Consider the following 26,598-nt stretch of genomic DNA (forward strand, 5'->3'; position numbering starts at 1 on the left):
GATGGGGTGGCTCTCATCGGCGCGGCCCCCGGCCGGCCGGCCGCGCCAGCTGCTCGGCGATGGCCGCGAACTGCGCCACATCGAGCCGTTCGCCGCGCACAGTCGGGTCAAGGCCCGCAGCGGTGATGGCCGCCGAGGCCGCCGCCGAGCTTCCCGCGAGGCCCGCCAGGGCGGAGCGCAGCATCTTGCGCCGCTGGTTGAACGCCGCATCGATGACCTCGAAGACCTGCTGACGGCTCGCCGTGGTGCTCGGCGGTTCCCGGCGGGTGAGGCGGACCAGCCCCGACGCCACCTTCGGCACCGGCCAGAACACACTGGAGGGCACGGTGGCGACACGCACGGCATCGGCGTACCAGGCGAGTTTCGCACTCGGCACGCCGTAGACCTTGCTACCCGGCTCGGCGGCCAGCCGGTCGGCGACCTCCAGCTGCACCATGACCAGCCCCGCGGTCCAGCTGGGGAACTGGGCCAGGACATGCAGCAGGACGGGCACGGAGACGTTGTAGGGCAGGTTCGCGACGAGCCGGGTGGGAGCCGGGCCGGGCAGCTCGTCGATGGTCATCGCGTCGGCACCCACCACCCGCAGCCGGCCCGCATGGTCCGGTTGATGGCTCGCTGTGGTGGCGGGCAGCGCACCGGCCAACAGAGGGTCGATCTCCACCGCGGTGACCTGCGCACCCGTCTCCAGCAGGCCCAGCGTCAGGGAACCGAGCCCCGGGCCGATCTCCAGGACCACGTCGTCGGCGCCCACCTCGGCCAGCGCCACGATCCGGCGGACCGTGTTGGCGTCGACGACGAAGTTCTGTCCGAGCGTCTTCGTAGGACGCAGTCCCAGCGTCTGGGCATAGCGGCGCAGCGTGCTCGGATCGAGCAGTTCAGCCATGACGCGGCTCGATCCCGCCCGTGGCAGGCTCATGATCGGGTGACCCGACGGCCGGGCCCCAGTGCCCGCCATAGGCCTCGTCGGTGTTGTGGTCGATCTGGCGGCACCACTCCTCCAGCTCGCCGCGAGGCACCTGTGGACCGGCGGCGAGGGCGCCGCCGCGGTGCAGATGGGCGATCCAGCGAAGGGTGTGGGCCACCAGATAGGGCGCGTTGGGCCGGCCCCTCAGCGGCACCGGGGTGAGATAGGGAGCGTCGGTCTCCACGAGAATCCGGTCCGCGGGCGTGGCGGCCAGCGCCCGGCGCAGCTCCTCGTTCGGCTTGAAGGTGATCGATCCACCGAAGCTCAGCCAGGCACCGTGGTCGAGGCAGGCCCGCGCGAACTCGGCATCACCGCTGAAGCAGTGCAGCACCGTTGCGCGGGGCCAGCCCTCGGCATCCAGGACCGCCAAGACGTCCTCGTGGGCGTCGCGGTCATGGATCACCAGGGTGCGGCCGGTGGCCTTCGCGAGCTCGATGTGCGCGGCGAACGCCCGGCGCTGGATCGCCTGCTGCCGCTCGTCGCGCGTCCGGAAGTAGTCCAGGCCGGTCTCCCCGACCGCCCGGACGCGCTCATGGCCGGCAAGCTCCGCAATGCGCCCGATGGCTGCATCCAGCGCGGCATCGCCCTCTCGCTCGACGAGCCGCGCAGCGTCGTTGGGGTGGACGGCGACGCCTGCCACCACCTGGTCGTGGGTCTGGGCGAAGTCGAGCGCCCACTGGCTGCTCGCCACATCGCAGCCCACCTGGACGACCCTCGTGACACCCACGCACTCGCTGGCCGCCAGGGTGAACTCGGGATCGAGTCCGGAGATCTCCTGCACAGCGTCGAGATGGGTGTGGTCGTCGGCGACAGGGCCCGGCAGAGGCTCGGGAAGGCCAGGCAGTCCACGGCGGGCGAGTTCCTCGTCGATGAGGTGCGATGCCACCGGCCCCTGCTCGCCCAGCACGGTGAGGCCGGGCCCGCTCGATGGCGGCCGCGCGGCGTTCATCGGGCGTCCCGGGCTGCCAGGGCCGCGCGGTAGAGCTCTTTGCGCCGTACTCCGGTGAGTGCCGCCACCTCGCTGACAACAGAGCTGAGCGGCTCGCCGGCACCGATCCGCTCGGCAACGATCTCGAGCGCGTCGGCCAGACCCTCGCCCGCCCGCTCTGGGCGTCCCGCGACGACGATCGTCGTCTCGCCTCGGGCATGGCGTTCGGCCCACCGGGTCAGTTCCTCGAGGCTGGCGCGGATGATGTCCTCCCAGGGTTTGGTGAGCTCGCGGCACAGCACCGCGCGACGCTCGGGTCCCAGAGCCGCGGCGGCGTCGGCGAGGAATTCTGCCAGGCGATGCGGGGCCTCGAAGAAGACCATCGTGCGTGGCTCCGCCGCCAGCTCGGCGAGGCGGCGTTTGCGGGGGCCTGAGCCCCTGGGCAGGAAGCCCTCGAAACAGAAACGGTCGCAGGGCAGTCCCGATACGGCCAGGGCCGTGGTGACGGCGCTGGGGCCGGGTACCGAGGTGACCGGCACGCTCGCCTGTATGGCGGCACCGACGAGCCGGAAGCCCGGATCGCTCACCGAGGGCATGCCGGCATCGGTCGCGACGACGACGGTGGCGCCGGCCAGCAGGTCCTCGAGCAGACCGGGGGTGCGCTCCGCCTCGTTTCCCTCGAAATAGCTCACGATGCGGGCCTGCGTCTGGGTCTGGGTGCGGGCGAGCAGGGTACGCAACAGGCGGGTGTCCTCGGCGGCGATCACATCGGCGTCCGCGAGCGTGCGGCACAGCTCCGGCGAAGCCTGGCTGGCCGCACCGATGGGGGTGCCGGCCAATACGAGTCGTCCCACAGCACTGGTGTCCACCCCGCGACGATAGCCGGACGGACCGGTCTTCATGGGCTGGGCCCCTAGGATGACGCCGTGAGTCCGCAGCCCGTTGCCATCGATTCGCCGTCACCGCGCCTACTGCGTGACGTGCTGCCGTCGACCATCGACAAGCTCGACGACGGCGCAGCGCTGCGCCGCGACGAACTGCGGAGCTGGATCGTCACTGCCGTCCTCGTCGTCATCGGATTCCTCATCCGGTTGGTGAATCTCTCGCGTCCGAACCGGCTGGAATTCGACGAGACCTATTACGCGAAGGACGCCTGGTCGATTCTCCATTTCGGCTATGAACGCAACTGGCCGTCCAATGCCGATCCGCAGATCGCCGCCGGCACCACCGACATCTGGGAGAAATCGGCCGAGTTCATCGTGCACCCCCAGGTCGGCAAGTGGCTCATCGCGGTCGGCGAGCACCTGTTCGGGATGAACTCGTTCGGCTGGCGGTTCGCCTCGCTGGTGATCGGCTCGCTGTTCATCGGCGCCGTGGTCCGAATGGCCCGCCGGCTCTCCCGTTCGACGCTCATCGGCGGGTTGGCAGGCCTGTTCATCGTGGTGGACGGACTGAGTTTCGTGATGAGCAGGATCGCGCTCCTCGACATCTTCCAGGCCTTCTTCACGGTCGCCGCGGTCGCCGCCTGGCTCGCCGACCGCGACTGGTTTCGGCACCGCCTCGCCGATCATCTGCGACAGCACGGGGCGCTCAATCTGGCAGGCAGCTATGGGCCCCTCCTGCTGTGGCGGCCATGGCGCCTGCTGTCAGGCGTGCTGTTCGGGCTCGCCTGCGGATCGAAGTGGAATGCGGTGTACGTCCTGGCGTGCTTCGCTGTGCTGAGCCTTGTTTTCGACTACCGCGCCCGGCTCACGGCCGGTGCCCGCCGCAGTGCGTTCCACTCACTGTGGCGCGAGGGTGTTCCGCACGCCGCGACGATGGTCGTGCTGGCGATGGTGGTCTACCTGCTCACCTGGTCGAGCTGGCTGTTCACGCAGGGAGGTTATGACCGGCAGTGGGGTGCCCAGCACCCCGACGATCCGCTCGTGAAGATCATCGGCGCGCCACTGGCCAGTCTGTGGCAGTACCACAAGGAGATCTTCGCGTTCCACACCGGAACGTGGATCGCCCACCAGACCCACACCTACCAAGCCCATCCCTTCGGCTGGCCGGTCATCGGCCGGGTCATCGGGATCGACGCGGTGAATGACATCCAGCCTGGGGTGGACGGCTGCAAGGCCGTGAACGACACCTGCCTGCGGGTGATCTCCGGGGTGGGGACACCGTTCCTGTGGTGGTTCGCGGCCCTGGCCGTCATCGCTGGCCTGTTCTTCTGGGTCGGCGGGCGCGACTGGCGCTTCGGGGTGCCCATCATCGCCGGCGCCGCCACGTGGATCGGATGGTTTCCCAACGCCGACCGTCCCACCTTTTATTTCTACGCGATCATGATCATCCCGTTCACCGCGACAGTGCTCGCGATGATCCTCGGCAAGATACTCGGCCCCACAGACGCGCCACCGCAGCGACGGCGAACCGGGACGATCATCGTCACCGCAGTAACGGTCCTCGTCATCGCGAATTTCATGTTCATCTACCCGATCCTCACCGATCAACTGATGACCCGGAAGGCGTGGCTCTTGCGCATGTGGTTCCGCAGCTGGATCTGAACCGGCAGCACTGCGGAATCGGAACTGAGGACTGCCAGCTGGACGGCGGTGGGCCCTCAGCGCTGCAGTGCTGCGTCCAGAATGCCGGTGACGGCCAGCAGCCCGGGGAAGCGCTGTTCGATGTCATCTCGGCGCAATGTGGCGGTCCGGGTGTTTCCGCGGGCTTCGACATGGATCAGGCCGCACTCGCGCAGCACCTTGAAGTGATGGGAGACCGTCGATTTCGCGAGAGGTAGTCCTAAGCTCCCGCAACGGCATGGCCCGGACGCCAAGACAGTGAGGATCGTGCGCCGGCTGTGGTCGCTCAGCGCGTGCAGGACGTCGGACAGATCGAGATCCTCCACGGCTGGCTGCGGCAGTGACTGCGGTGTCATCGTTTCCTTCCTTCTCGGCGGGCACAGCGGAGATCCGTTGTGACGTCTCGTCGGTTACCCATACTATGTGAGGTGTACTGTGTTTTACGAACACCGAACATCTCCGCTTCGGTGTCCATCTCGTCTTCGGAATGGACCGTCCATGACATCAAGACCAGACTCTGCCGTCCAGCAGGATGAAACCGCACTCGTTCGGCGACGCCCGGGAGTGGCCATCGCGGTCGGCGGGGTTCTCGCCTTCCTGGTGGGCAGCGACTCGATGGTGGTCGCACCGATTGCCCCGGCGATGCTCTCCCACTGGGGCACCGGTATCGCGGCCGCGAGCCTGCTGATCTCCGCGTATGCGCTCGGCTATGCCATGACGAGCCCCGTTTTCGGTGCGATGGCCGACCGGACCGGCCGGCGGCGCGTGGCCGTGAGCGGGATCGTCGTATTCGCCGTCGGTACCGCGCTGACCGGCTTTGCTCCCGGTTTCGGGTTCGCCCTGGCGAGCCGCGCGGTCGCCGGGATCGGTGCCGGCTCCATCATGCCCGTCGTCTTCGGCGAGGTCTCGGCCCGATCCACGCAACAGACCCGTGGGGCGAACATCGGCCTCGTCACATCGCTGATGCCGCTGTCCACGGTGCTCGGCGTCCCGCTGGGCGCGCTGCTGGCGTCCGCAGTCGGCTGGCAGTGGGTCTTCCACGTGATCGCGATTCCCGCGCTCGTCTGCCTGGTTCCCGCGGCACGGATCTTCGAGGGGATGCCCCAGCAGCCCTCGGAGCCACGAGCGTCTTCGGCCATCTCGAAACTGCTTGCCACCACGGTGACGAACCCACTGGTGCTTCTCGTGTTCGCCTGCACCTTCTTGTGGACCGGGGGGCAGGCGGTGTTGTTCACCTCAATCGGCGCTTTCTACCACACCAGGTTCGCTGTCTCGACCGCGGGAATGTCCGGCATCGTCTTCGCCGTCGGGATTGCCGGGACGCTGGCCTCGGTCTTCGGCAGCCGGTTGCTGGCGCGCTGTGGCGCGCGCACCTATCTGGTCATCTGCGGCGTCATAGCGATCGCAGGGGTGCTTACGATGGTGCTCGCGCCGGGACTGCAGCTGTCCGTGCTCGGCAACTTCGTGTGGAGTGTCGGCGTCGTGGCGGGCACCCCGGCGCTCACCACGCTCGCCGCCACCCTCGATCCCCGGGCACAGGGCACCGTGCTGGCGCTCAACGGCTCGGCCCAGTACCTCGCCCAGTTCGCCGCAGCGTCGGTCGCCGCCCTCGTCGTTGCGCTCACGCACAACTACACCGTGCTCGGTCTCATCGCCGCAGCACTCGCGCTGACCACCGTCTTCACCAGCCGGCGCCTGAAGGAACGCGCGTAGCTCCCGCGGTATCCGGGGCCGGTCCATGTGTCCAGCCGATCGCCGTGGGGAGCGGAACCGGAGTGCCGAGTCATAACGGCTGAGGCCTGACAGCCAGCCGCAACCAGAATCGGGCGCCACAGACCGGCCACCCGCAACAGTGACAGAGCCGGCCTCACATGCCCACTTTTGGTTGTGCGAGGGTCGGCTTCACCACGAAAACCGACCATGTCACGATGACAGAATCCAGACATGGCGTCCTCCGACTTGGTAGCACTTCTGCTGGCCTTCGCCTTTGCGGCGGCCAGCACCACCGCCCTGCTGGTCTCGGTGCGCCGGGACCCTCGACGACTGCGGTGCGGGATCCTCCTGCTGATCACGGTGAGCGCGCTCGCCATCCTGCTGCACGTGCTCGGGAACCAGCTCAACCCCATCGCGGGCGCCATAGGCACCTTCATCACCGGGCTGGTCGTCCTGGCTGTCACTCTCGCTCTGCTGGCACTGCCGGTGCTGCTCATCGTCGACGGCATTGTGACTCTCGTCCACGAGGGTCCGCGTTCACGCCCGGGCCTCCTGGCGCTGGGCACCGGCCTGCTCATCATGGCCCTGCCGTTCGTCGCCGGGTACCTCATCGAGCTCGGCTCGGCATGGTCGGGGACGGTGGCGGTGCTGCTGCTGTTCCTCGGGCTGTATCTGGGCGGCTTCCTCGTCGTGCTGGGAGCCCAGTGGGTGGTGCGCCGCGTGTTCGGAGGGCGCCAGAAGGTGCCCGATCCCGATGTGCTGCTGGTGCTCGGCTCGGGACTCATCGGCGGGAAGGTCCCGCCGCTGCTGGCGACCCGCCTGGATCGGGCGCGGGAGCTGGCAGCCGAGGAGGCCGTCGACGGCCGGGCACCGCTCTTCCTCGTGTCGGGGGGCCAGGGCGAGGATGAGCCGCGATCCGAGGCTGCCGCGATGGCGGAGTACCTGCGCGATCACGGCGTCGCACCCGAGCGCATCCTGGTCGAGGACGCCTCCCGCAACACCCGGGAGAACCTCGTCAACTCGACGGCCCTGTTGCGTGAGCGCCGCATCGAGGGGCCGGTACTGGCCGTGACGAGTTCGTACCATGCGACGCGCACCGATGTCCTCGCGGCGGATCTGGGGCTCGGCAGCATCCATGTCGTGGGTGCCCCCACGGCCTGGTTCTACGCGCCGGGGGCGTTCATCCGCGAGTACCTCGCGATCCTCACCTACCGCTGGCCGCTCAACATCTGCGTTGCCGTCGCCTCGGTGCTGATCATCGTGATCCTGCGTTTCGCGACGTGAGCACCGCTCCAGCCGGTCATGGGGAAACCACACCCATCCTGCCTGCCCGGGAACGCCGGAATCGCCCCATCTCACTCCTCCCGGCGTAACAGGAGCGACCCATGCGCCCCCTACACTGTCCGTCGGCCACAGCGGAAGGGTGCGTGATGATCTGGAAACTCCACAACAACGGCAAGCTGCTCCCCGGGGAGGTGGTCACCCCCGATGAGCGGCTCGGCTGGGGGAAGACCATTGGACTCGGCGCCCAGCATGTGGTTGCCATGTTCGGCGCCACATTCGTCTTCCCGCTGCTCATGGGGCTCAACCCGCAACTCGCCGTGATGATGAGTGGCATCTCCACTCTCATCTTTCTCTTCGTCGTCAAGAACAAGGTGCCCAGCTATCTGGGAAGCTCGGCGAGTTTCGTCGGCGTCGCCACCTCGATCTATGCGCAGGGCGGCAACCCGACCCATGTCTCGGGCGCGATGTTCTGGTGTGGTGTTGGCCTGTTCATCGTGGGCCTCATCATCCATTTCATGGGCTCCGGCCCCATCCGCAGGGCACTGCCCCCAGCAGTCACCGGCGCCGTCGTCATGCTCATCGGCTTCAACCTTGCTCCGGTGGTGGCCTCGTCCTACTGGCCGAAGGATCAGTGGACGGCTCTGGTAGTGATGATCGCCGTCATCCTCATGTCGGTGGGCCTGCGCGGCTTCGCCGGCCGGATCGCGATCTTCCTGGCCCTCGTCTTCGGCTATCTGCTGAGCTGGCTCGAAGACCTGCTGGCGGGCCCGATGACGCAGACCGGGGCGGATGGCACGATCAGTCGGGTCTTCCGCGTCGACTGGACGAAGGTGGCATCCGCGAAGTGGATCGGGCTTCCTCCCGTCACCGAGCTGTCCACCTGGAAACTCGGCTCGCCCGACAATGTCGTGGGCTTCCACACCCCGACCTTCAACTTCGCCTTCGCGCTCATCGCGCTTCCGGTCATCATTGCGCTCATCGCCGAGAACACCGGTCACATCAAGGCCGTCTCCGAGATGACCGGGAAGTCACTCGACGATTCGATGGGGCGTGCCCTGGCCGGCGACGGCCTCACCTCGATGCTGGCCACCTTCGTCGGCGCCGGGCCCACCACCACCTACGCCGAGAACATCGGCGTCATGGCCGCGACCCGCGTCTATTCGACGGCGGCATACGCGGTGGCCTCGCTCTTCGCGATCCTCTTCGGGCTGAGCCCCAAGTTCGGCGCCATCATCTCGGCCACCCCCTCGGGAGTGCTCGGTGGCATCACCGTGGTGCTCTACGGAATGATCGGCCTGCTCGGCGCAAAGATCTGGAAGGAGAATGGCGTCGACTTCGGCAATCCGGTGAACCTGGTGCCGATTGCGGCTGGCCTCATCATCGGCATCGGCAATGTCTCGATAGTCGTGGGCAACCACTTCACGCTGGGCGGTATCGCGCTGGGCACCATCGTCACCGTCGTGATGTACCACCTGGCACGGCTCATCGCCCCGAAGACGCTGCGCGATGCGGCCGGCGGATCGGGCATCGTGCTGGACGCGCCCGGCATGTACTCCGAGCAGCCCGATATCGGTGCGGGCACCGCTCACGAGAAGGCCTGAAGCGCCCCGACGCAGCCGTGCGCGTCTCGCGCACGCCACAATGCACATGCGCGTCACAGGTCGCCATCAGTGCACAGGGCACGTCACGGGCACTAGGCGTAGATCCTCTCGAGCGGCCCGTTGTCGCCAAAGATGGGATCCATGTCCGGGGCGGGCACGTTGGCAGCCTGCTCGGCCATCATCACCGTGTCGGATCCCGCTACTTTCACTGTGCTCGGCCGGGCGTCCTCGAAGTAGGCTCCCACCACGGTCAGTGGGCCGGCGCCGGACCGGTGCGTGACACCTGCCGGAATGACGAGCACATCGCCGGGTGCTACGTCGATGCCCGTGCCGGGCACACCCCCGCACACGACGACTCCCTCACCCCGCACGATGCCGAGCACCTCGAAGGCATCGGGGTGCACATGGTCCACGTCGTAGAGCTGGGCCGTCCACGCGCCGAGCCAGCGGTGCCGGGTGAACAGCTGGTCGAATTCCACTGTGAGGTCCCCCGTGGACTGGACCGCCTGGCGATAGTGAAGGACCGGCACGGAGTTGCCCGGGTTCGTGGGGCTGTCGGCGATGACATGCTTGGTGGGCTCGACGATCCGAGACTGGGGGGTCTGCTCGCTCATGGAGCCAGGCTAGGGCCGATCCCAAGGCCGGCGCAGGTGGTCTCGAGGGCGCAGGTGGTCTCGGGGCCCGTGCCTAGGGGCGGGCCTGCGAGACCTGGGATCGCCGGCCGGCGATCCGGGGCCTGCGCACCGATCCGATCGTGCTTCGCCGGGCCGAGTCTGCCGCGAAGACCGCAATGGCCACCCAGATGAGCGCGAACCCGATCCACCGCTTGATCGGCATGCGCTCCCCGAAGACCAGCCAGCCGATGCAGAACTGCATCATCGGGCAGATGTACTGCAAGATCCCGATCATCGTGAGGCTCACGCGCGAGGCCGCCGCCGCGAACAGCAGGAGGGGCAGCGCCGTAAGCGGTCCCGAGAGCACAAGCAGCCAGCCGTAGCCGCCGGCGAAGCCCATGGTCGAGCCGCCGGCAGCGCCCAGCCACCACAGATAGGCGATTGCCAGCGGAAACACGCTGGCGGTCTCGATGACCAGTCCGCTCAGCGCATCGACCCGCCGGCCCACCCGGTTCTTCACCAGGCTGTACAGCGCGAAGCTGGTGGACACGCCAAGAGCGACCCACGGGACCTTTCCGTAGCCGACCACGAGCACGACGACCGCGAGGGCGCCGATACCGAAGGCCACCACCTGCGCACGACGCAGTCTCTCCCCCAGCACGCTCACTCCCAGCACGGCGGACATCAGGGGGTTGATGAAGTAGCCCAAGGCGGCATCGATGGTGTGCCCGTTGTTGACACCCCAGACATAGACCGTCCAGTTGATCATGACGAGCAACCCGCCGAGCGCCAGGAGACCCAGCCCGCGGGGATTCGAGAGGATCTCCCGGATACGTCGCCAGCCGCGCGTCAGGGCGACGAGCAGCAGGCAGAAGGCGAGGGAGAAGACGATCCGATAGGCGATGATCTCGAACGCGCCACTGCGCCGTACCAACTGGAAGAACAGCGGGAAACCACCCCAGATGAGGTATGCGGCGAAACCGTAGACGGCACCGTTGCGTTGCTCGACCTCGTTCACCCCCGGATTCTTCCATGGCGGGGCAGGGCCCCGGTCCGGCGGCCAGGCGATGGGACAGCTCCCGCACGTCGCGCGGTATCGCCTGGAGCGCCGTTCACCGGGAGCGCGTGTTTACGTTCCCATGGAAACTCGGTAGATTCGTCTCGAAGAACCGGGAGGCGCCGGCCGCGGGGCGGGCGCGCGGTGCATGGACGCACCGACACACAATCTGCCAACAGGAAGCAGTCATGGGCAATCTGGCGGGACGCGCACAGCAACGCTTCGAAGAGATCTTCGACCGGGAACCGGAGGGGATCTGGGCAGCTCCAGGCCGGGTCAACCTGATAGGCGAGCACACCGACTACAACGGCGGGCTGTGCTTGCCCATCGCCCTTCCCCAGCGCACCTACGCGGCGGCAGCACCCCGCACCGACGACATCATCCGGGTCGCCTCGCTCGACTTCGACACGATTGCGCAGATTGACCTCGCGCAGGTGAGCCCGGGCGTGCCCTCGGGATGGCTGGGCTATGTCGCAGGGACGATCTGGGCACTGCGCGAGTTCGGCTTCCTCGTGCACGGGCTCGATCTGGCCATCACCTCCGAGGTACCCATCGGGGCGGGCCTGTCCAGTTCCGCTGCGCTCGAGGCGGCCGCGGGAGCCGCCGCCTCCGGGATCTTCGACCTCGGCCTGCTCCGGGACGACACGGCGCGCACCACCCTCGTGGAGGCCTGCCGACGCGCCGAGAACTACATCGTCGAGGCGCCCACCGGAGGGCTGGACCAGACCGCCTCCATCCGCTGCCAGGCCGGTCATGCTCTGCTCATTGACTTCGCCGAGGGCGCGTCGGCCAGCCCCATCCCCTTCGACACCGCCGGTCACGGCCTGTCCTTGGTGGTCATGGACACCCGCGCCGAGCACAAACTCGTCGACGGCCAGTACGCCCAGCGACGCGAAAGCTGTGAGCAGGCCGCGAAGGTGCTCGGTGTCGATCTGCTCTCCCAGCTCACGGTGAGCGATCTGGACTGGGCCCTGGCACGACTCGAGGACGAGACCACCGGCAGGCGAGTCCGTCACGTCCTCACCGAGATCGAGCGTGTCCGGCAGTGCTGCGCCGCCCTGGAGGTCGACGACTTCGCCACCGTGGGCGAGCTGTTCAACGCCTCCCACGCCTCGCTGCGCGACGACTACGAGGTGAGCTGCCCAGAGCTGGACACCGCGGTCGAGGCCGCCACCCGGGCCGGCGCGCTCGGCGCCCGGATGACCGGTGGTGGCTTCGGGGGCTCGGCGATAGCGCTCGCTCCCGCGGACAGAGTGCACGAGATCACCCAGTCCGTGGAACAGGCGTTCGCCGCCCAGGGCTGGAACACGCCCAGTGTCTTCGCGGTGCAGGCCTGCGGACCCGCCCATCGGGTGGCCGACGAGGACATCCTCACCGACGGGGCCGACAAGTGATGGCCGGGCACGAGCAGCCGTGGACCCTCCCGACGGTCCCCACTCCCGACCGCGGACGGGTGTGCGCGCCGCGGTCATGGCTGCATTCCGATGCTGCGCACATCGATCTGTCCGGCCAATGGCGCTTCCTGCTGCACGAGCGGGCCGACGAGGGCACGGACCGGGAGCTGCCGGCGGTAGCGGATCCTGCGCTAGGCGACGCGGATCTCGACGCACTGGGCTGGCAGCACATCGAGGTGCCGTCGAGCTGGGTTCTCGACCACTTCGGCCGCCAGCTGGGCGACCATGGGCACCCGGCCTACACGAACGTCCAATATCCCTTCCCTCTCGACCCGCCCCATGTGCCCGACGAGAACCCCACCGGCGACCACCGGCGCACCTTCGACCTGCCAGCGGACTGGGGTGAGGGCGGACACGATCTCCTGCGGCTGCTCGGCGCCGAGTCGATAGCGCAGATCTGGCTCAACGGCACGTGGATCGGGCTCACCCAGGGTTCGCGGTTGACCCACGAGTTCGATGTCACCGGTCTGCTGCGTGCCCACGGCAATGTGCTCTCGATCCGCGTGAGCCAGTGGTCGCCCGGGTCCTATCTGGAGGACCAGGACGAATGGTGGCTTCCGGGACTGTTCCGCACCGTCGAGCTGCTCAAGCGCCCCGAGGGTGGCCTCGATGATGTCTTCGTCGTCGCCGATTTCGATCCGCACACCCGCACCGGCAGCCTGGCAGTGCAGCTGGATGCCGAGCCGGACGCCTATCCGGTGCGGCTGAGCATTCCCGAGCTCGGAGTCGACCAACTCATCGAGTCGGCCTGCTCGTCAGTCGCTCTTTCGGTGGGGCCCGTCGAGCCGTGGAGCGCCGAGAGGCCGCGGCTCTACGAGCTCACCGTGCGGTGCGCTGGCGAGACCCTCACGCTGCGCACCGGATTCCGCCATGTCGAGATCGCTGATGGCGTGCTGCGTGTCAACGGCGCGAAGATCACCCTCCAGGGGGTCAACCGCCACGAGGTGAACCGGCACCTCGGCAGGTGCTTCGACGAGCAGTGGGTGCGCGACGACCTGGCGCTCATGAAGTCCTTCAACGTCAACGCGATCCGCACCTCGCACTACCCGCCCCACCCGCGCGTCATCGAGCTCGCCGACGAGATGGGTTTCTGGGTGGTGCTGGAGAACGATCTGGAGACCCACGGTTTCGAGTTGAGCGGCTGGAAGGACAACCCCACCGACGAGCCGATGTGGCGCGAGGCGCTGCTGGACCGCCAACGCCGCACGGTGGAGCGGGACAAGAACCATCCGAGCGTCATCGTGTGGTCGCTGGGAAACGAGGCACACACCGGTCGCAATCTCGCCGAGGCCGCGCAGTGGGTGCGTCAGCGAGACCCCTCCCGCCCCATCCACTACGAGGGCGACTACGAGGGGCGATACTCCGATTTCTACTCGAGGATGTATCCCTCGGTACGCGAGGTCGCGGAGTTCCTCAGGGGCTCGCACTCGCCGCTCGCCCCGCATCGCTCGGTGCACGGGGTGCCGGTGCCGGACGCGGCAGCCATTGCCCACAAGCCCTTCTTCCTGTGTGAGTATGCCCATGCGATGGGCACCGGGCCGGGCAATATCAGCGCCTACATCGAGCAGATGAGCGACGAGCACCACGCCGGCGGCTGCGTCTGGGAATGGCGCGACCATGCCCTCGATCGCCGGCTCGACGACGGGCGGCTCACGCTCGGCTACGGCGGCGACTTCGGCGAAGCGGTGCACGACGGCACCTTCGTATGCGATGGCCTCGTCGACGCGGACTCACGGCCCTCCTCCGGTCTGGTGGCCTGGGCCAATGCCGTTGCCCCGGTGTTCGCCCGCAGCGACGACCAGGGCCGCGTCCAGGTGCACTGCCGTCGCGATCTGGAGGCGCTGGACGGTCTGCTGCTGGCCTGGCAGGTGGTCACGCCGTCGGCGGCACGCACCGGGGAGGTCCGGCTGCCAAGCCTGTCGCCCGGCACGGTCGTCGACATCGATGCGCCCGGATTGCGCACGGCTCTGGGTGCCCTCGGCGCGTCGGGCGGGGAGCCGAGGGCCGTCACAGTGGCCGTGCTCGACCCCCACACGCCCGGAATCAGCGCCCGGGAGCCCCGCGAGATCGGACCGGATGGCCGCGCGCTGCTGCCGGGTGTCGGGGAGAGCGACGGGCAGGGCAGGCGGGTCCTGTCCATCCGCCAGCACCTGGCTGAGGGCCCTCGCAAGCCCCTCGCCCGGCGGGTTGTCGAGCCCATCGGGGACGATGCGCCATGGGACGGGCGTTTCGGCCCGCTGCGCTTCGACCCGGCGCATGGCACGCTGCGGGGCCTGGGAGAGTGGGACACCGGCCCGCTGTCCCCACAGATCTGGCGGGCCCCCACCGACAACGACGAGGGTTTCTTCGGCGAGTCGTCCTGGCTCACCGATCCAGGCGATTCGCTGGAGGCCGATCGCGGTGATGCGGCGATCAGCTCGGCCAGCCGCTGGCGGGCCGCCCGGCTCCACATGCTCACCGAGCGTCTGGTCGAGGTGCGTCACTGCGGTGACGAGCTAGCGGTGCGGCTGCGCGGCGGCGTGCCCTCCCATGACCTTGTCCTCGACACCCAGCTGCGCTATCGCCTCGACGGCGAGGCCGTCCATGTGTGGGCCTCGCTGGTTCCCTCGGGCGCAGGCTGGCCCCTCGTCGTACCGCGACTGGGGCTGAGCTGGCGGCTGCCGGTCGGCGACTGGACGGCGACCTGGTTCGGCACCGGCCCCACCGAGAACTATGTCGACATGGCCGAGGGCGTGCGCGTCGGACGCTTCCGGGCCGATTGGCAGGAGCTGTGGGCCCCCACGATCCGCCCGCAGGAAGCCGGCAACCGCCAAGGGCTGCGAGAGCTCGAACTGAGCTGTGAGGGGCGCAGCCTGCGGCTGAGCACCCAGGCGGAGGCACAGTTCGGCCATCCCAGCTTCTCGCTCAGTGGTTGGTCGGCGGTCGAGCTATCGCAGACCGCCCACCACGACGAGCTCGGCGAGCCCAGCGGGCTGTGGCTCAACCTCGATGCCGTGCAGCACGGCATCGGCAGCCGCAGCTGCGGGCCGGACGTGCTGCCCTATCATTCGGCGAGGCCCCGCGCGGCCTGTGTGTCCTTCACCCTGCGACTCGGCTGAGCTCCCCGGGGATCCTCGTCCGGCCTGGGCAGTTGGGCGAGGATCCCGGGGCGCTCAGCTCGCCACTTCTCCATTGTCTCGCCGAGCGCGGCACCGAGGCGCTTGAACAGTTCCGCATTGAGCCACAGCCGCCGCCCAGCTCTCGTATCGGGCCCACCGGCGGCCTGGCAGCCCGCCAGGAGGAGGCTGCGGGTGGCCTCCATGACGTTGTTGCGGGTGAGCAGGATGTCGTACCAGTCCTCGTTCACCAGGGCATGCATGACCTGCCGGCTGCCCGGCACACGGAGCCGGCGCGTGATCCCCACGTCGGCCAGGTACTTCGTTGCTCCCGACACGGCTGCCGGCGAGATGTGCAGTGACTCGCCGATCTGGCGGGCGGTCAGCTGCGCATCGGGGGCGGCAAGCAGCAGGGCGAAGACATGGCCGGTGAGCCCGGGCATGCCACTGGCCGCCATCAATGCCCCGAAGTTCGCCACGAAGTCGTCGATGCCGCCTCGATCGGCCGCCCCGATTTCTGTGCCGTTGTCCGGCGCCATCGTCCGCTCCCCCTTCCGCCGGTCCTGCGGTGACGACCGGGACCATGCCCAAGTATCCACTCACTTCCGATGATTCACATTATTGTGAATGATATGTATGGTGAGTGGCATGAGCACTGCTCTCCAGCTGCGCCACGTGGTCAAGACCTTCGGACCTACCCGCGCCCTCGACGGGCTGGATCTCAGCGTCGAGCACGGCGAGATCCACGGCTTCCTCGGACCCAACGGCGCCGGCAAGTCCACGACACTGCGGATCCTGCTCGGCCTGCTCAAGGCCGATTCCGGGACCGTGCGAGTTCTGGACGCCGATCCCTGGGCCGAGCCCCAGCGGCTGCACCGCGAACTCAGCTACATCCCCGGCGAGGTGAGCCTGTGGCCCAACCTCACCGGAGGCCAGGTGATCGACCTGCTCACTCGCCTGCACGGCCGCCCGGACCCCGCCCGGCGCCGCGTCCTTCTCGAGCGCTTCGAGCTCGACCCCACGAAACGCTGCCGGAGCTACTCCAAGGGCAACCGGCAGAAGGTCGCCCTCGTCGCCGCCCTGGCGAACCGGGCGAGCCTCTACATCTTCGACGAGCCCACCTCCGGGCTCGATCCCCTCATGGAGGAGGTCTTCGAGCGGTGCGTCCAGGAACTGCGCGACCAGGGCGCCACAGTCCTGCTGAGCAGCCACATTCTCAGCGAGGTGGAGCGCCTCAGCGACCGGATCAGCATCATCCGGCAGGGCCACATCGTGCGCACCGCGAGCCTCGACCAGATGCGGGCCCTGCACGCCACTGCCGTCTCGGCCACGCTGGCGGGCCCGGTCAGCGGACTTGGGGCACTTCCGGGTGTCAGGGGCCTGCGCGTCACCGGTGAGCGGGTCGACTTCTCCGTCGACGCCGCGCATCTGGACGCCGCCATCGCACTGCTTGGCCGGGCCGGCATCCGCTCCCTGGTCAGCCAGCCGCCCAGCCTGGAGGAGCTGTTCCTGCACCACTACGGCGATCAGCCAGCCGGTGGCTCCCGATGACGGCGGACGCGAGCACCCGGGTGCTCGTCCGGCTGGCGGTGCGCCGCGATCGGGTCATGCTTGCTGCCACGACACTGGCCATCTGGATCCTCAACTACTACTCCGTCGTCGCGATGCGCGATCTGTATCCCGACCGGGCCAGCCTCGTGGCAGCCAATGAGGCCTCGAATGCCTCCCCCGGAGTCGTGGCGATGTACGGCTACGTCCACGACACCGCGTCGGTCGGCGGTGTCGGTGCCAACAAGGTGGCGATGATCGACATGATCGCCCTTGCCCTGCTCGTCATTGCCCTCGTGCGCCGTCACACCCGCGACGACGAGGAGCGAGGCCGGCTGGAACTGCTCGGTGCCACACCACGAATCCGCGCACGAGCCCTGTGGGTCGCCGTGACGGTGGCGGCCTCGGCCTGTGTCATCTGCGGGCTGGGTTCGGTGCTGTCGCTGTGGGCGGGTGGTTGGCCGCTCACCGGCTCCCTGCTCCTGGGGCTTGCCCAGACCGGCGTAGGGCTGAGCTTCACCGGGCTCGCCGCCCTGGCGATGCAGCTCAGCGCGAGCACCCGCAGCGCCAGCATGTGGGCCTACGGCGCGCTGGGGGTGGCGTTCCTCCTGCGCATGGTGGGTGATGTCCGCTGGAACCAGCCCGGCGCCGCGCTGTCGTGGCTCTCCCCGCTCGGCTGGGCGCAAGGTGCGCGTCCCTACGACGGGAACCATGCCTGGGCGCTGCCCATCGCGCCGCTGTTCTGCCTTCTCACCGTGGCATGGGCGGCCCGGCTCAGTGCCCGGCGCGATCTCGGCGCCGGTTTGCTGGCAGCGCGCCCCGGGCCGGGCACGGGACGGATCGGCACAGTGCAGGGCCTGACGTGGACGCTCCAGAAGGCGCCGCTGTGGGGATGGCTTGTCGGCTATCTCGCCTTCGGGGTGCTGTGCGGCGCCATCATGGGTTCACTTCGCGGCCTCATCACCGAGGACGACGCGCAGCTGCTGCGCGCGATGGGCGGCGCGGGCCATCTCGACGATCTCTACCTCACGCTCGTCTATGCCTTTGCCGCCTTCGGTTCGTCCGCCTATGCCGTGAGCACCGTCGGGCAGCTGCGTACCGAGGAAACCCAGGGGCGCCTCGAGCCGGTGCTCGCTGCACCGGTGAGCAGGCTGCGCTATGCCTGGTCGCATCTGGGACTCGCGCTGTGCGGGCCGGTCGGGCTGGCGGCTGCGCTGGGGTTCGGCGTGGCGTCGGCGCACGTGCTGGCCGGTGGGTCGAGCGGCTGGTGGCGCGAGTTCTCGCCCGCCCTGGTGAGCCTGCCGGGGATCTGGCTGATCGCGGCGATCGCCTTCCTCGCGCTTTCCTGGGCACCGCGGTTCGACTGGCTGGGCTGGGCGGTCCTCGGCTGGGTCGTCGTGGTCCAGGAACTCGGCGGGCTCATCGGTCTGCCGCACCGGCTCATGGAGCTGTCGCCCTTCCCGCACCTTCCCCAGCGTCCGGTCGACGCGATGACCTGGCCTGGGGTGATCGTGCTGTGCGCCCTCTCGGCCCTGCTCATCGGGGTGGCCATGGTGGGCTACCGGCGCCGCGACATGCCCGTCGGATGAGCCGGGCCGGGCGTGTGGGCCTCAACGATGGGTCTGTGCGATGCTATCATGCAGCGTGACGTCGTGGAACCGGTAGCCATCCTGGAGCAGCCTGTCCGGGACGACGTGCTGGTCGGCCAGCAGCAGTTCTCGGGCAGCATCCCCCAGCGCCGCGGCGAGCAGCGGACGCGGCACCGTGAGCCGGTAGGGCCGCCTCATCTGACGCGCGAGCTCACGCCCCAGCTCAGCCGACGAGCTCCGTGCCGGCGCAGCGAGGTTCACCGGTCCGCGCAGCTGGGAACCGAGCAGGTGAACGATCGCGCCGACCTCATCGCGCAGGCTGATCCACGGCCAGATCTGACGGCCGGTGCCGAGCGGGCCGGCAACTCCCAGCGCTGTCATGAACCGCAGGATCGCGGCCGTGCCCTGGGGCGCCAGCACGATTCCGGTGCGGATCGTCACCACGCGCACCGATTCAGGTGCCGCGTTGGCGGTCTCCTCCCATCGCCTGGCCACCTTGGCCAGGAATCCGGCGCCCATCGACTCGGACTCGTAGAGCACGACACCGGGACGATCACCGTAGTAGCCCACTGCCGAGGCGTTGATGAGGGTGCGCGGACCGCTGCCGTCCCGGGCGAGCTGGCGCAACGCCGCAACGAGGCTTGCGGTGGTGTCGATCCGGGAACCGAGAATCTCCGCCCTCCGCGAGGAGGTCCACGGCAACCTGGCAATCGGCGATCCCGACAGGTTCACCACCGCGTCGGCGTCGGCGATCACGCTGGGCGCCAAGGGCTCGCAGCCCGGTGCCCATTGCCGTTCGCCGTCATGACGGGGCTCGTGGCGCACGAGGCGCACCACCTCGTGGCCGCTGCGCTGCAAGGCGGGCACCAGCGCGCCACCGATCAGACCTGTGGCACCGCTCACGACGACTCGCATATCACTCCCCCTTCAGCCGGCGCTGGCCTGCACCCGCGCATCGGCCCGGCGATGATCGCCGCATCATGGCGGCCGGGCGGGATCCCGGCTCGGCCCGGAGCACAACACGGGATGCTCACCATGGTAGGCGAACGATCGCTCCCCGGCGGCCGGCGCGCCCGCCCGTGCTCAGCGGGTCAGGCCCTCGACAAGCTGGGCACCGGGCAGGTTCAGCAAGGAGCTGCCGTGCAGCACGAGCTTGGAGCGGCGCACCCCCGAACCAATGCACAGCCATTCGACGTCGCGGACCGATTCGTCGAGCCAGACCGGCCACTTCGCGTCGAGGCCGACGGGAGTGATCCCGCCATACTCCATCCCTGTCGTGCCGGTGGCCTCCTCCAGGGGCGCGAAGGAGGCCTTGCGGACGTCGAGGCGATGGCGCACACAGCCGTTGACGTCGACGCGCCGGTCGCCCAGAGTCATGGCACAGCATCTGCGTTCCTGGCCCGCGCGACGCCCCGCAACGAGCACCGCGTTGCCCATGACGTGGAGGGGAAGGCCCAGCGCCTCGCACATCACCTCCGTATCGGACAGGTCCGGGTCGATCTCGAAGACCACAGCCTCGGGGACGAGGTGCAAGGCCTCGAAGACCGGCGGGGCGAGCAGTTCGGGATGCTGGGCCGCCGCGAGCGGGTGCAATGCGTCGAAGACACCCGTCGTCGTCGCCTTCGTGTCTGCTTCACCGTGTGTCATCTCGACCATGTCCTTCCAGCTGAGCTGTCAATGTCCCCAGCTTCTCGCGATGGGGCGCGCTGCGCGACACGTCGCCCCTGGCGGCCCCGCCCGCCCGTCCTGGGATGGTGTCGGGGACGGGGCAGCCAAGGTCGCGCTGCCATGCGTGGACCCCGCCCTCCAGGCTGAGCAGGCGCCCCGGATAGCCGGCGCTGCGCAAGGCCCGGACGGCGGACTGCGAACGCCGGCCGTGCGCGCACACGATGACGAGATCGACATCGCGATCGAACTCCTCGCACCGCCCCACCAGCTGCCCCTGGGGAACGGGCTGGGCCTGCGGGAAGGGTGCCAGTGACCGCTCGTGGGGTTCACGGATGTCGACGATCTGCACGGGCTCACCGGCATCGATGCGCCGCTTGAGCTCGACGGGGGCGAGCCCCTCTACCGGCTGCGCCGCCCTGTCTGCGCCCACGCCGCAGAACTGGTCGTAGTCGATGAGCTGGGTGATGCGCGGATGCTCGCCGCACACCGGGCACTGCGGATTCTTGGCGAGGGCCACCTCGCGGAAATGGGTGCCCCAGGCCTCCACGAGCAGCAGCCGGCCGATCAGGGGTTCGGCACCGCCGATGAGGAGCTTGAGCACTTCGGTGGCCTGCAGGGTCCCGACGAGCCCGGGCAGCACGCCAAGGACTCCACCCTCGGAGCAGGAGGGGGCCAGCTCGGGGGGCGGCGGGCTCGGATACACGCAGCGGTAGCACGGCCCGCGCTCGGCATCGAAGACCGTCACCTGACCGTCGAACCGGTAGATCGAGCCATAGACCACCGGCTTGCCGAGGAAGACTGCCGCATCGTTGAGGAGATAGCGCGTCGGATAATTGTCGGTGCCGTCGGCGACCACGTCGTAACCCCGCACGATGTCCAGCGCGTTCTCGCTGGAGAGCGCCAGCTGATGGGTGATGACCTCGACGCCGGGATTGATCGCCCGGATGCTCTCCTCGGCAGAGGCAGTCTTCGGACGCCCGATGTCGCGGGTGGTGTGGATGATCTGGCGTTGCAGGTTCGAGGCCTCCACCGTGTCGAAATCGACCAGCCCGATGGTACCCACGCCTGCTGCCGCGAGGTAGAGCGCCAGCGGCGCACCCAGCCCGCCGGCGCCGACGATGAGCACCCGCGCGGCCCGCAGCCTCTCCTGGCCCTGCCGGCCCACCTCGGGCAGCAGGATGTGGCGGCTGTACCGCTCGCTGTCGGCGCCGCTGAGGGGCTCGCAGCGCCCATCGGGAATGATCGATTCGTTGACTGCTGTCATCGATTCACCTCATCTGTCCAGTGCGTCATCGGGCGTCCCGGCCGACGATCGCGGGCACCGCGGGAAGGGCGGTGGCGGCGGCCACCGGGCTCTGGTGAGCGTGCAGCGAGCGGATCTGTGTGTCGGCGCCCGACATGTCGTGCGGTGCTGGGCGGGCTGCCCCCCCGACGAGGATATCCGGGGACCGGTTGGGGACCGGGCAGTCCGCACTCACCCCAGATCCTAGGCTGAGGCTATGGCTGGCGAGATGGCACGCGAATTGGTACTCATCGGCGTCGGCGCGGGGGACCCCGACTGGATCACGCTCGAGGCAGTCAGGGCAGTGCAGCAGATCGATGTGCTCTTCGTCGTGCTCAAGCAGGACAACCTCGACGACCTGGTGGAAGCGCGCCGCGAGATCATCAGGCGTCACCGCACCAGGCCGCTGCGCATCGTGGAACTGAACGATCCGCCACGTCCATGGCGCACCGCACCCGACTACTCGGCGGCGGTGGCCCGCTGGCGCGAGCAGCGTCTCGCTCAGTGGAGCGCCGCTGTCGCCGACGAACTGGGCGAGGGGCGAAGCGGCGGTTTCCTCGTCTGGGGCGACCCGAGTCTGTACGAGAGCACGCTGACCATTGCCCGAGAGCTCGTCGGGTCGGCGCAGGCCGCGGGCACCCCGATCGCGCTGAGAGTCATCCCGGGAGTGAGCAGCGTGCTGGCCCTGGCCGCCCGCCACCAGATCCCCCTCAACCGGCAGGGCCGGGCCGTGCAGATCACGCCGGCCCGGCTGCTGCGCGAGGGCCTGCCGCCGGGCATCGACGACGCCGTCGTCATGCTCGACGGACGCCAGACCTTCGCGTCCATCGACCCGACGGGAATCGACATCTACTGGGGCGCCTATCTCGGCACTCCCGATGAGATCCTCATCGGCGGACCGCTCTCGCAGGTCGCACAGCAGATCCTCGATGCCAGGGCCGCTGCGCTCGAACGCAAGGGCTGGGTCTTCGACAGCTATCTGCTCAGGCGACGCTGAGGCCCTCACCGACGGGAGTCGGCGCGGGCCGGAGCCGTCGCGGTCAGTGCTCGTGGAGCCGCGCCGCGCTTCGCCGTCGCGGTCAGTGCTCGTGGAGCCGCGCCCCGGCCAGCCTGGCACCCTCGCCCAGCGAGGCGAGTTTGGCCCAGGCAATGTCGCGATGCACGCGTCCGCCCAGCCCGCAATCGGTGGACGCGATGACGCGCTCGGGCCCGACCGCCTCGACATAGCGCAGGATCCGCTGGGCCACCAGCTCAGGATGTTCCACGACATTGGTGGCGTGGCCCACCACACCGGGCACCAGAACCAGCTCTTCTGGGATGTCGACCTCGCGCCAGACCGTCCACTCGTGCTCGTGGCGAGCGTTCGCCGCCTCGAAGGACAGCGAACCCACCTTCGCCCCAAGCACCACCGGCAGGATGTCGGCGATCGGGATGTCAGTGGTGTGCGGGCCGTGCCAGGAACCCCAGCACAGATGGAGCCGCAGCTGCTCCTTGGGCAGGCCCTCGAGGGCGTGGTTGAGCGCATCCACCCTGACCTGGATGAATTCCTGGTAGTCCGCGACACTCGGCTCGGGATTGATCTGGTCCCAGCTCTCCGCGAGCGACGGATCGTCGATCTGCAGCACCAGACCGGCGTCGACGATGGCCTTGTACTCCTCGTTCAGGACATCGGCCCAGGCGAAGAGATGCTCCCGCTCGGTCGCGTAGTACTCGTTGCCGATCCGGGCCGCCGAGCCAGGTGAGACGGCAGTGAGGAAACCCTGCTCGCCGGGCCTCAGGGCAGCTTTGAGATGACGGATGTCGGCAGCGACCGCCTCCTGGCCGCGATAGCTCAGCGGGCCGGTGGTGGTCGGGAAGGCGGTGGCCCCCGTACCCAAGTCGATCGACTCCGCGTAGGCGTCGGCGAACCGGGTCCAGTCACGCCGGTCGGCGAAGGAGGTGAGCACGATATGGCCCGGGGTGGACCGCTTGGCCGGCTCGGTGAACGGATCGGTCGTCGAAAGGGTGAGCCCGTTGGCCCGCTGGAAGGAGTACGACCACCACGCGCCATAGTCGACGGCGCTGGACATCGCCTTGCCGAACTCACCATCGCCGAGCAGCGTGATCCCGGCCTGGCGCTGACGCTCCACGACATCGGCCACGGCCTTCCCGGTGAGGGCCTCGACCTCGGGAGAGGTGCCGAGAGTGAAGCCATCGGCCGCGACCGGCCTGGCAGCGTTGGCTGCGATGAGCGCGGGGGTGCGGGGCAGACTCCCCGCGGTGGTTGTGGCAATACTGACCATGCGACATCTCTCCCTGTGTGCGGGCCGTTGTGAACCCGGATTCGGACACTACCGGCGAAACCTGCCCGACGCCGAGGCAGGTGGTGAAACATTTCGCGTCGTGACCCTGGCGATCTCCATCGGTCCGGTGAGGATCCCGCGGTGCGCTCAACTCACCGCGAGGGTGGCATGCGCACCCTTCTCGGCAAGGCTCATCTCGTGGTTCACGATGGCGTAGTGCCCCGCGGCCGGGGGCACGAATTCCACAAACCCGCCCTGGGCCGCGGACAGCGGCAGCACCTGCGCGCCGGCCGATCCGTCGGGCATCTGGGCGGAGCGGCCATCGCGGATTCGGTAGGCCCCCTCCGTCCAGACGGTGTCGAACTGGGCCCCGACCACGTGGAATGCCCAGGAGTCGTTGGGCCCGGCGTCGAGCGTCCAGATCCGCACGCGCTGCCCCGCCCGCGCGCTCAGCGGGTGGGAGTCGTACTGGAAGGGCATCCCATTGAAGGCCATGAGGTCCGGAATGGCAGTGGCCACCTTCGTCGCGTCGGCGGGCTGGCCGTTGGCGCCCAGATACAGCTCGGACTGGATGAGCACATAGGACTTGTCCACCGGGGCCAGTCCGTCGGGCTCGATGACCACGGCCCCGAACATGCCGCTGGCGATGTGCACCGACATCGGCACCGTCGAGCAGTGGTACATCCAGATGCCGGCCTTGGTGGCGGTGAAGTCGTACTGCAGCGACTGTCCGGGGGAGATCGTGCGCATCGGCTGGTCGGGCGACAGCGAGCCGGCGTGGAAGTCGATCGAGTGTCCCATGGTGGCCTGGTTGACCAAGGTGATGTGGAAGGTGTCCCCTACGCGTCCGTGCAGCACCGGGCCTGGCGTGGTGCCGTTGTAGGTCCACACCTGTCGTGTCACCCCGGGGGCCAGCTGCTGGGTGTGCTCGGTGACGGTCAGCGTGACGTTGTGCTCGGTTGATCCGTCCAGGGGCGGCAGCGAGGCCGGGTAGGGATCCTCGGTGGCTGCCTGGTCCTTGAGCTGGGTCATGGTGGGAATGGCGACATCGCCCGAGCCGGAGGCCCCGCCCGGCGTGCCCATGGCCCCGCTCGCTGCGCTCGTCGCGGCACCGGACGGCGAGCCGCCCTCGGTGACGATCTGGAGGGTCATGCCCATCTGGCGGTGCCCGGTCAGCGAGCACCACCCGTCGACGTCCGAGGAGATGATGCCCGCGTCGAGTGTGGCGGACTGACCGGGTGCCAGGGTGGGCAGGGCGGCTCCCGACGCCAGCACCAGGTCATGGCTCTGGGAGTCCTTGTTGGTCAGCGTGATCTCCAAGCGGTTGCCGGCGGGGACGTCGATCCGGTTGGGGGTGAAGCTCATCCCCTTGGCCTCCACCTGCACAGTGGTGGTCTGGCCGGTCGGCGCCACCGGCGGCTGGGACGACGCGGTGCCCGGGCCTGACTGGGGGGTGCTGCGAGCCATCGGCCCGGGGTGGACCAGCAGTGCCGCCACGGTCACGCAGACCACGATCACCAGCCCGGTGATGAGTCCGGCCGTGCGCGAGATCGGGTCGGTGTGCTCGCCGGGCAGTTTCGCCGGTGCCGGCTTGCCCCCGGATGTGCCGGCTGGTTTCGCCGGGCCGGCAGGGTTCGGGCCCACGGGTGGTTTGTCAGTCATGATCGATCCTTCGCGATCTCAGGGCAGCAGCCTTTGCCGTCGCCTGGTGCACCCCAGCCAGGGCGAACAGGACAATGTCGGTGCCATAGCAGGCGAGCACGAGCAGCCACCACAGCACATGCAGGGTGGCGCCGTCATCAGCCACCGCAATGAGCAGGAGAGCGGTGTTGCGCACGCTGAACCGCACGGGCCAGCTCGTTTCCAGCACACCCATGCCCACCCGCAAGGCGGCGGGTCCTCCGCCGATGACGACGGGCATGAGATAGGTGAGGGCGGCGATGAAGATCTGGGCCAGCCCGGCAGCGCCGAGCAGCGGCAGCCAGCCGAGGTTGGCGGCCCGCAGCGCCGTGGCGTTGCCGGCGCAAAGGGCGTGCCAGATCACTGCGCCGAGGCAGGCGAGCGTCCAGGCCACGCCGGCCGCCAGCGTCCACGTCGCGACGCTGCGCGGCGCCCTGGCCCGGGCCGCGTTGACCAGCGGAATGAGAACGTCGACGCCCAGCGTGACAGTGAAGACGAGCAGGCCCAGTCCGACACCGGCCATGATGTCGAATCCGGCGGCCACCACGGCCACGAGCAGCCCGGCGCACATCCACCCCAGACCGCGGGTCGCCCGCGAGACCGCTGTTGGGTCCATCCGAGTGCGCATCATGGTCGGGCCGAGGGTGATGAGCGTGCCGGCCATCGTCAGACCGACCCAGCCCGCCACGTTCGCGGTGGCGTGCGCAACTGTCAGCGGGTCCTGCCAGCGCACGAGCCAGCCGGCCGGGTGGCGTGAGACGAGCGCGACCGCCACAAAACCGGCGATGATGCTGCCGAGCACGAGAAAACCGGACGCCGCGGCGTAGTAGCGGATGACGATCACGAAGCGCGTCGCGAGCGTGTGGCGGGCCGCCAGGACCATGTCCAGACCGTGCCAGCAGATGACTGCGGCGACCGCTCCGGCGCAACTGGCGGCGGCCCAGGCCGCACCGGTCCACATCGCGGCGAACAGCACCACGAGCAGCACATTGAAGGTCACGGCGCGGATCACATTGTTGAGCCCGGCCCGCCGGTCATCGGCCGACAGGTGAAGCAGTGTGCGCGCGAAATACCAGGACCACTGGAGGATGGCATTGGCCAGCACCCCCAGGGTGACGACGTGGACCATCGTCCACAACGGAACGGGTAGCACGCCGCGGGTGAGCAGGCCGATCGCGAGGACCACCAGGGCAATGATCATCCAGGCCGTGGCGAAGCGATCGGCACGGACCCGGCTCACCACCCGGCTCATCGCCGGGCCTTCGTGGCGGGGCT

At 68.9% G+C, this 26,598-nt stretch carries 22 protein-coding genes; 9 read left to right on the forward strand and 13 right to left on the reverse strand.

Going from position 1 to position 26,598, the window contains the following annotated elements; translation table 11 throughout:
• Window positions 1-13: 13 nt before the first annotated feature.
• Genes rsmA through rsmI form a run of 3 tightly spaced genes read right to left on the reverse strand, consistent with a single transcriptional unit; the run spans window position 14 to window position 2,761 of the window.
• A complete protein-coding gene (gene rsmA / locus BMX93_RS04950; RefSeq protein ID WP_091968612.1) occupies window positions 14-883 on the reverse strand; it encodes a 16S rRNA (adenine(1518)-N(6)/adenine(1519)-N(6))-dimethyltransferase RsmA in 870 nt (289 codons plus the stop codon).
• Window positions 876-1,913, reverse strand: coding sequence for a TatD family hydrolase (locus tag BMX93_RS04955; RefSeq protein ID WP_091968614.1), 1,038 nt, complete (start codon window positions 1,911-1,913; stop codon window positions 876-878). The genes rsmA and BMX93_RS04955 overlap by 8 nt, the downstream gene beginning before the upstream one ends.
• Window positions 1,910-2,761, reverse strand: a complete 852-nt coding sequence (rsmI, locus tag BMX93_RS04960; RefSeq protein ID WP_425438759.1) for a 16S rRNA (cytidine(1402)-2'-O)-methyltransferase — start codon at window positions 2,759-2,761, stop codon at window positions 1,910-1,912. Before rsmI ends, BMX93_RS04955 begins: the two co-directional genes overlap by 4 nt.
• A 111-nt stretch (window positions 2,762-2,872) precedes the next feature.
• On the opposite strand from rsmI, the gene BMX93_RS04965 reads away from it, so the two are divergent.
• Window positions 2,873-4,438 (forward strand): dolichyl-phosphate-mannose--protein mannosyltransferase, encoded by a 1,566-nt coding sequence (locus tag BMX93_RS04965; RefSeq protein ID WP_245725740.1) that lies wholly within the window; start codon window positions 2,873-2,875, stop codon window positions 4,436-4,438.
• A 56-nt stretch (window positions 4,439-4,494) separates the two neighbouring features.
• Here the strand turns inward: BMX93_RS04965 and BMX93_RS04970 are convergent, their stop codons facing one another.
• Window positions 4,495-4,812, reverse strand: a complete 318-nt coding sequence (locus tag BMX93_RS04970; protein ID WP_091968618.1) for an ArsR/SmtB family transcription factor — start codon at window positions 4,810-4,812, stop codon at window positions 4,495-4,497.
• A gap of 142 nt (window positions 4,813-4,954) precedes the next feature.
• Here BMX93_RS04970 and BMX93_RS04975 point away from each other — a divergent pair, with 142 nt between their 5' ends.
• From BMX93_RS04975 to BMX93_RS04985, 3 genes are all read left to right on the forward strand, one after another.
• Window positions 4,955-6,169, forward strand: a complete 1,215-nt coding sequence (locus tag BMX93_RS04975) for an MFS transporter (RefSeq protein ID WP_091968622.1) — start codon at window positions 4,955-4,957, stop codon at window positions 6,167-6,169.
• A gap of 231 nt (window positions 6,170-6,400) precedes the next feature.
• Window positions 6,401-7,453 (forward strand): YdcF family protein, encoded by a 1,053-nt coding sequence (locus BMX93_RS04980; RefSeq protein WP_091968624.1) that lies wholly within the window; start codon window positions 6,401-6,403, stop codon window positions 7,451-7,453.
• Between the two features lie 146 nt (window positions 7,454-7,599).
• On the forward strand, window positions 7,600-9,054 hold the full coding sequence (locus BMX93_RS04985; protein ID WP_091968627.1) for a uracil-xanthine permease family protein: 1,455 nt from the start codon (window positions 7,600-7,602) through the stop codon (window positions 9,052-9,054).
• 92 nt (window positions 9,055-9,146) lie between these two features.
• On the opposite strand, the gene BMX93_RS04990 is transcribed toward BMX93_RS04985, so the two are convergent.
• Both BMX93_RS04990 and rarD read right to left on the reverse strand, forming a co-directional pair.
• Window positions 9,147-9,668: a cupin domain-containing protein gene (locus BMX93_RS04990; RefSeq protein ID WP_091968629.1), complete on the reverse strand. Its 522-nt coding sequence runs from the start codon at window positions 9,666-9,668 to the stop codon at window positions 9,147-9,149.
• A gap of 73 nt (window positions 9,669-9,741) precedes the next feature.
• Complete coding sequence (gene rarD, locus BMX93_RS04995; protein WP_091968631.1) at window positions 9,742-10,686, reverse strand: EamA family transporter RarD; 945 nt, start codon at window positions 10,684-10,686, stop codon at window positions 9,742-9,744.
• A 227-nt stretch (window positions 10,687-10,913) separates the two neighbouring features.
• Between rarD and galK the strand changes: the two genes are divergently transcribed.
• Both galK and BMX93_RS05005 read left to right on the forward strand, forming a co-directional pair.
• The gene (gene galK / locus BMX93_RS05000; protein ID WP_091968633.1) at window positions 10,914-12,119 is read left to right on the forward strand and encodes a galactokinase; all 1,206 of its coding nucleotides are present in this window, start codon (window positions 10,914-10,916) and stop codon (window positions 12,117-12,119) included.
• Window positions 12,119-15,277: a glycoside hydrolase family 2 TIM barrel-domain containing protein gene (locus tag BMX93_RS05005; protein WP_091968635.1), complete on the forward strand. Its 3,159-nt coding sequence runs from the start codon at window positions 12,119-12,121 to the stop codon at window positions 15,275-15,277. Before galK ends, BMX93_RS05005 begins: the two co-directional genes overlap by 1 nt.
• Here BMX93_RS05005 and BMX93_RS05010 read toward each other — a convergent pair.
• Window positions 15,223-15,813, reverse strand: coding sequence for a GbsR/MarR family transcriptional regulator (locus tag BMX93_RS05010; RefSeq protein ID WP_091968637.1), 591 nt, complete (start codon window positions 15,811-15,813; stop codon window positions 15,223-15,225). The two genes, BMX93_RS05005 and BMX93_RS05010, sit on opposite strands and share 55 nt — an antisense overlap.
• A gap of 109 nt (window positions 15,814-15,922) precedes the next feature.
• On the opposite strand from BMX93_RS05010, the gene BMX93_RS05015 reads away from it, so the two are divergent.
• Window positions 15,923-16,825, forward strand: a complete 903-nt coding sequence (locus BMX93_RS05015; protein ID WP_091968687.1) for an ABC transporter ATP-binding protein — start codon at window positions 15,923-15,925, stop codon at window positions 16,823-16,825.
• Window positions 16,822-18,411: an ABC transporter permease gene (locus tag BMX93_RS05020; protein ID WP_091968639.1), complete on the forward strand. Its 1,590-nt coding sequence runs from the start codon at window positions 16,822-16,824 to the stop codon at window positions 18,409-18,411. Before BMX93_RS05015 ends, BMX93_RS05020 begins: the two co-directional genes overlap by 4 nt.
• Before the next feature lie 21 nt (window positions 18,412-18,432).
• Here the strand turns inward: BMX93_RS05020 and BMX93_RS05025 are convergent, their stop codons facing one another.
• The 3 genes from BMX93_RS05025 to moeB form a co-directional block, all read right to left on the reverse strand.
• Entirely contained in the window at window positions 18,433-19,326 is an 894-nt protein-coding gene (locus BMX93_RS05025) for a TIGR01777 family oxidoreductase (protein ID WP_091968641.1), read from the reverse strand.
• A gap of 168 nt (window positions 19,327-19,494) precedes the next feature.
• Window positions 19,495-20,058 carry a YbaK/EbsC family protein gene (locus BMX93_RS05030; RefSeq protein WP_091968689.1) on the reverse strand — a complete coding sequence of 188 codons (564 nt, stop codon included), beginning with the start codon at window positions 20,056-20,058 and terminating at the stop codon, window positions 19,495-19,497.
• Complete coding sequence (gene moeB, locus BMX93_RS05035; RefSeq protein WP_091968642.1) at window positions 20,045-21,343, reverse strand: molybdopterin-synthase adenylyltransferase MoeB; 1,299 nt, start codon at window positions 21,341-21,343, stop codon at window positions 20,045-20,047. The genes BMX93_RS05030 and moeB overlap by 14 nt, the downstream gene beginning before the upstream one ends.
• A 247-nt stretch (window positions 21,344-21,590) precedes the next feature.
• On the opposite strand from moeB, the gene cobF reads away from it, so the two are divergent.
• Window positions 21,591-22,358 (forward strand): precorrin-6A synthase (deacetylating), encoded by a 768-nt coding sequence (gene cobF / locus BMX93_RS05040; RefSeq protein ID WP_091968691.1) that lies wholly within the window; start codon window positions 21,591-21,593, stop codon window positions 22,356-22,358.
• 82 nt (window positions 22,359-22,440) lie between these two features.
• On the opposite strand, the gene BMX93_RS05045 is transcribed toward cobF, so the two are convergent.
• The 3 genes from BMX93_RS05045 to BMX93_RS05055 form a co-directional block, all read right to left on the reverse strand.
• On the reverse strand, window positions 22,441-23,643 hold the full coding sequence (locus BMX93_RS05045) for a cobalamin-independent methionine synthase II family protein (RefSeq protein WP_091968644.1): 1,203 nt from the start codon (window positions 23,641-23,643) through the stop codon (window positions 22,441-22,443).
• A gap of 147 nt (window positions 23,644-23,790) precedes the next feature.
• Window positions 23,791-25,305 carry a multicopper oxidase domain-containing protein gene (locus tag BMX93_RS05050; RefSeq protein WP_091968645.1) on the reverse strand — a complete coding sequence of 505 codons (1,515 nt, stop codon included), beginning with the start codon at window positions 25,303-25,305 and terminating at the stop codon, window positions 23,791-23,793.
• Window positions 25,298-26,575 (reverse strand): hypothetical protein, encoded by a 1,278-nt coding sequence (locus tag BMX93_RS05055; protein WP_091968647.1) that lies wholly within the window; start codon window positions 26,573-26,575, stop codon window positions 25,298-25,300. Before BMX93_RS05055 ends, BMX93_RS05050 begins: the two co-directional genes overlap by 8 nt.
• Window positions 26,576-26,598: the final 23 nt, after the last annotated feature.

This window comes from Propionibacterium cyclohexanicum (assembly GCF_900111365.1).
Lineage (GTDB): Bacteria > Actinomycetota > Actinomycetes > Propionibacteriales > Propionibacteriaceae > Propionibacterium > Propionibacterium cyclohexanicum.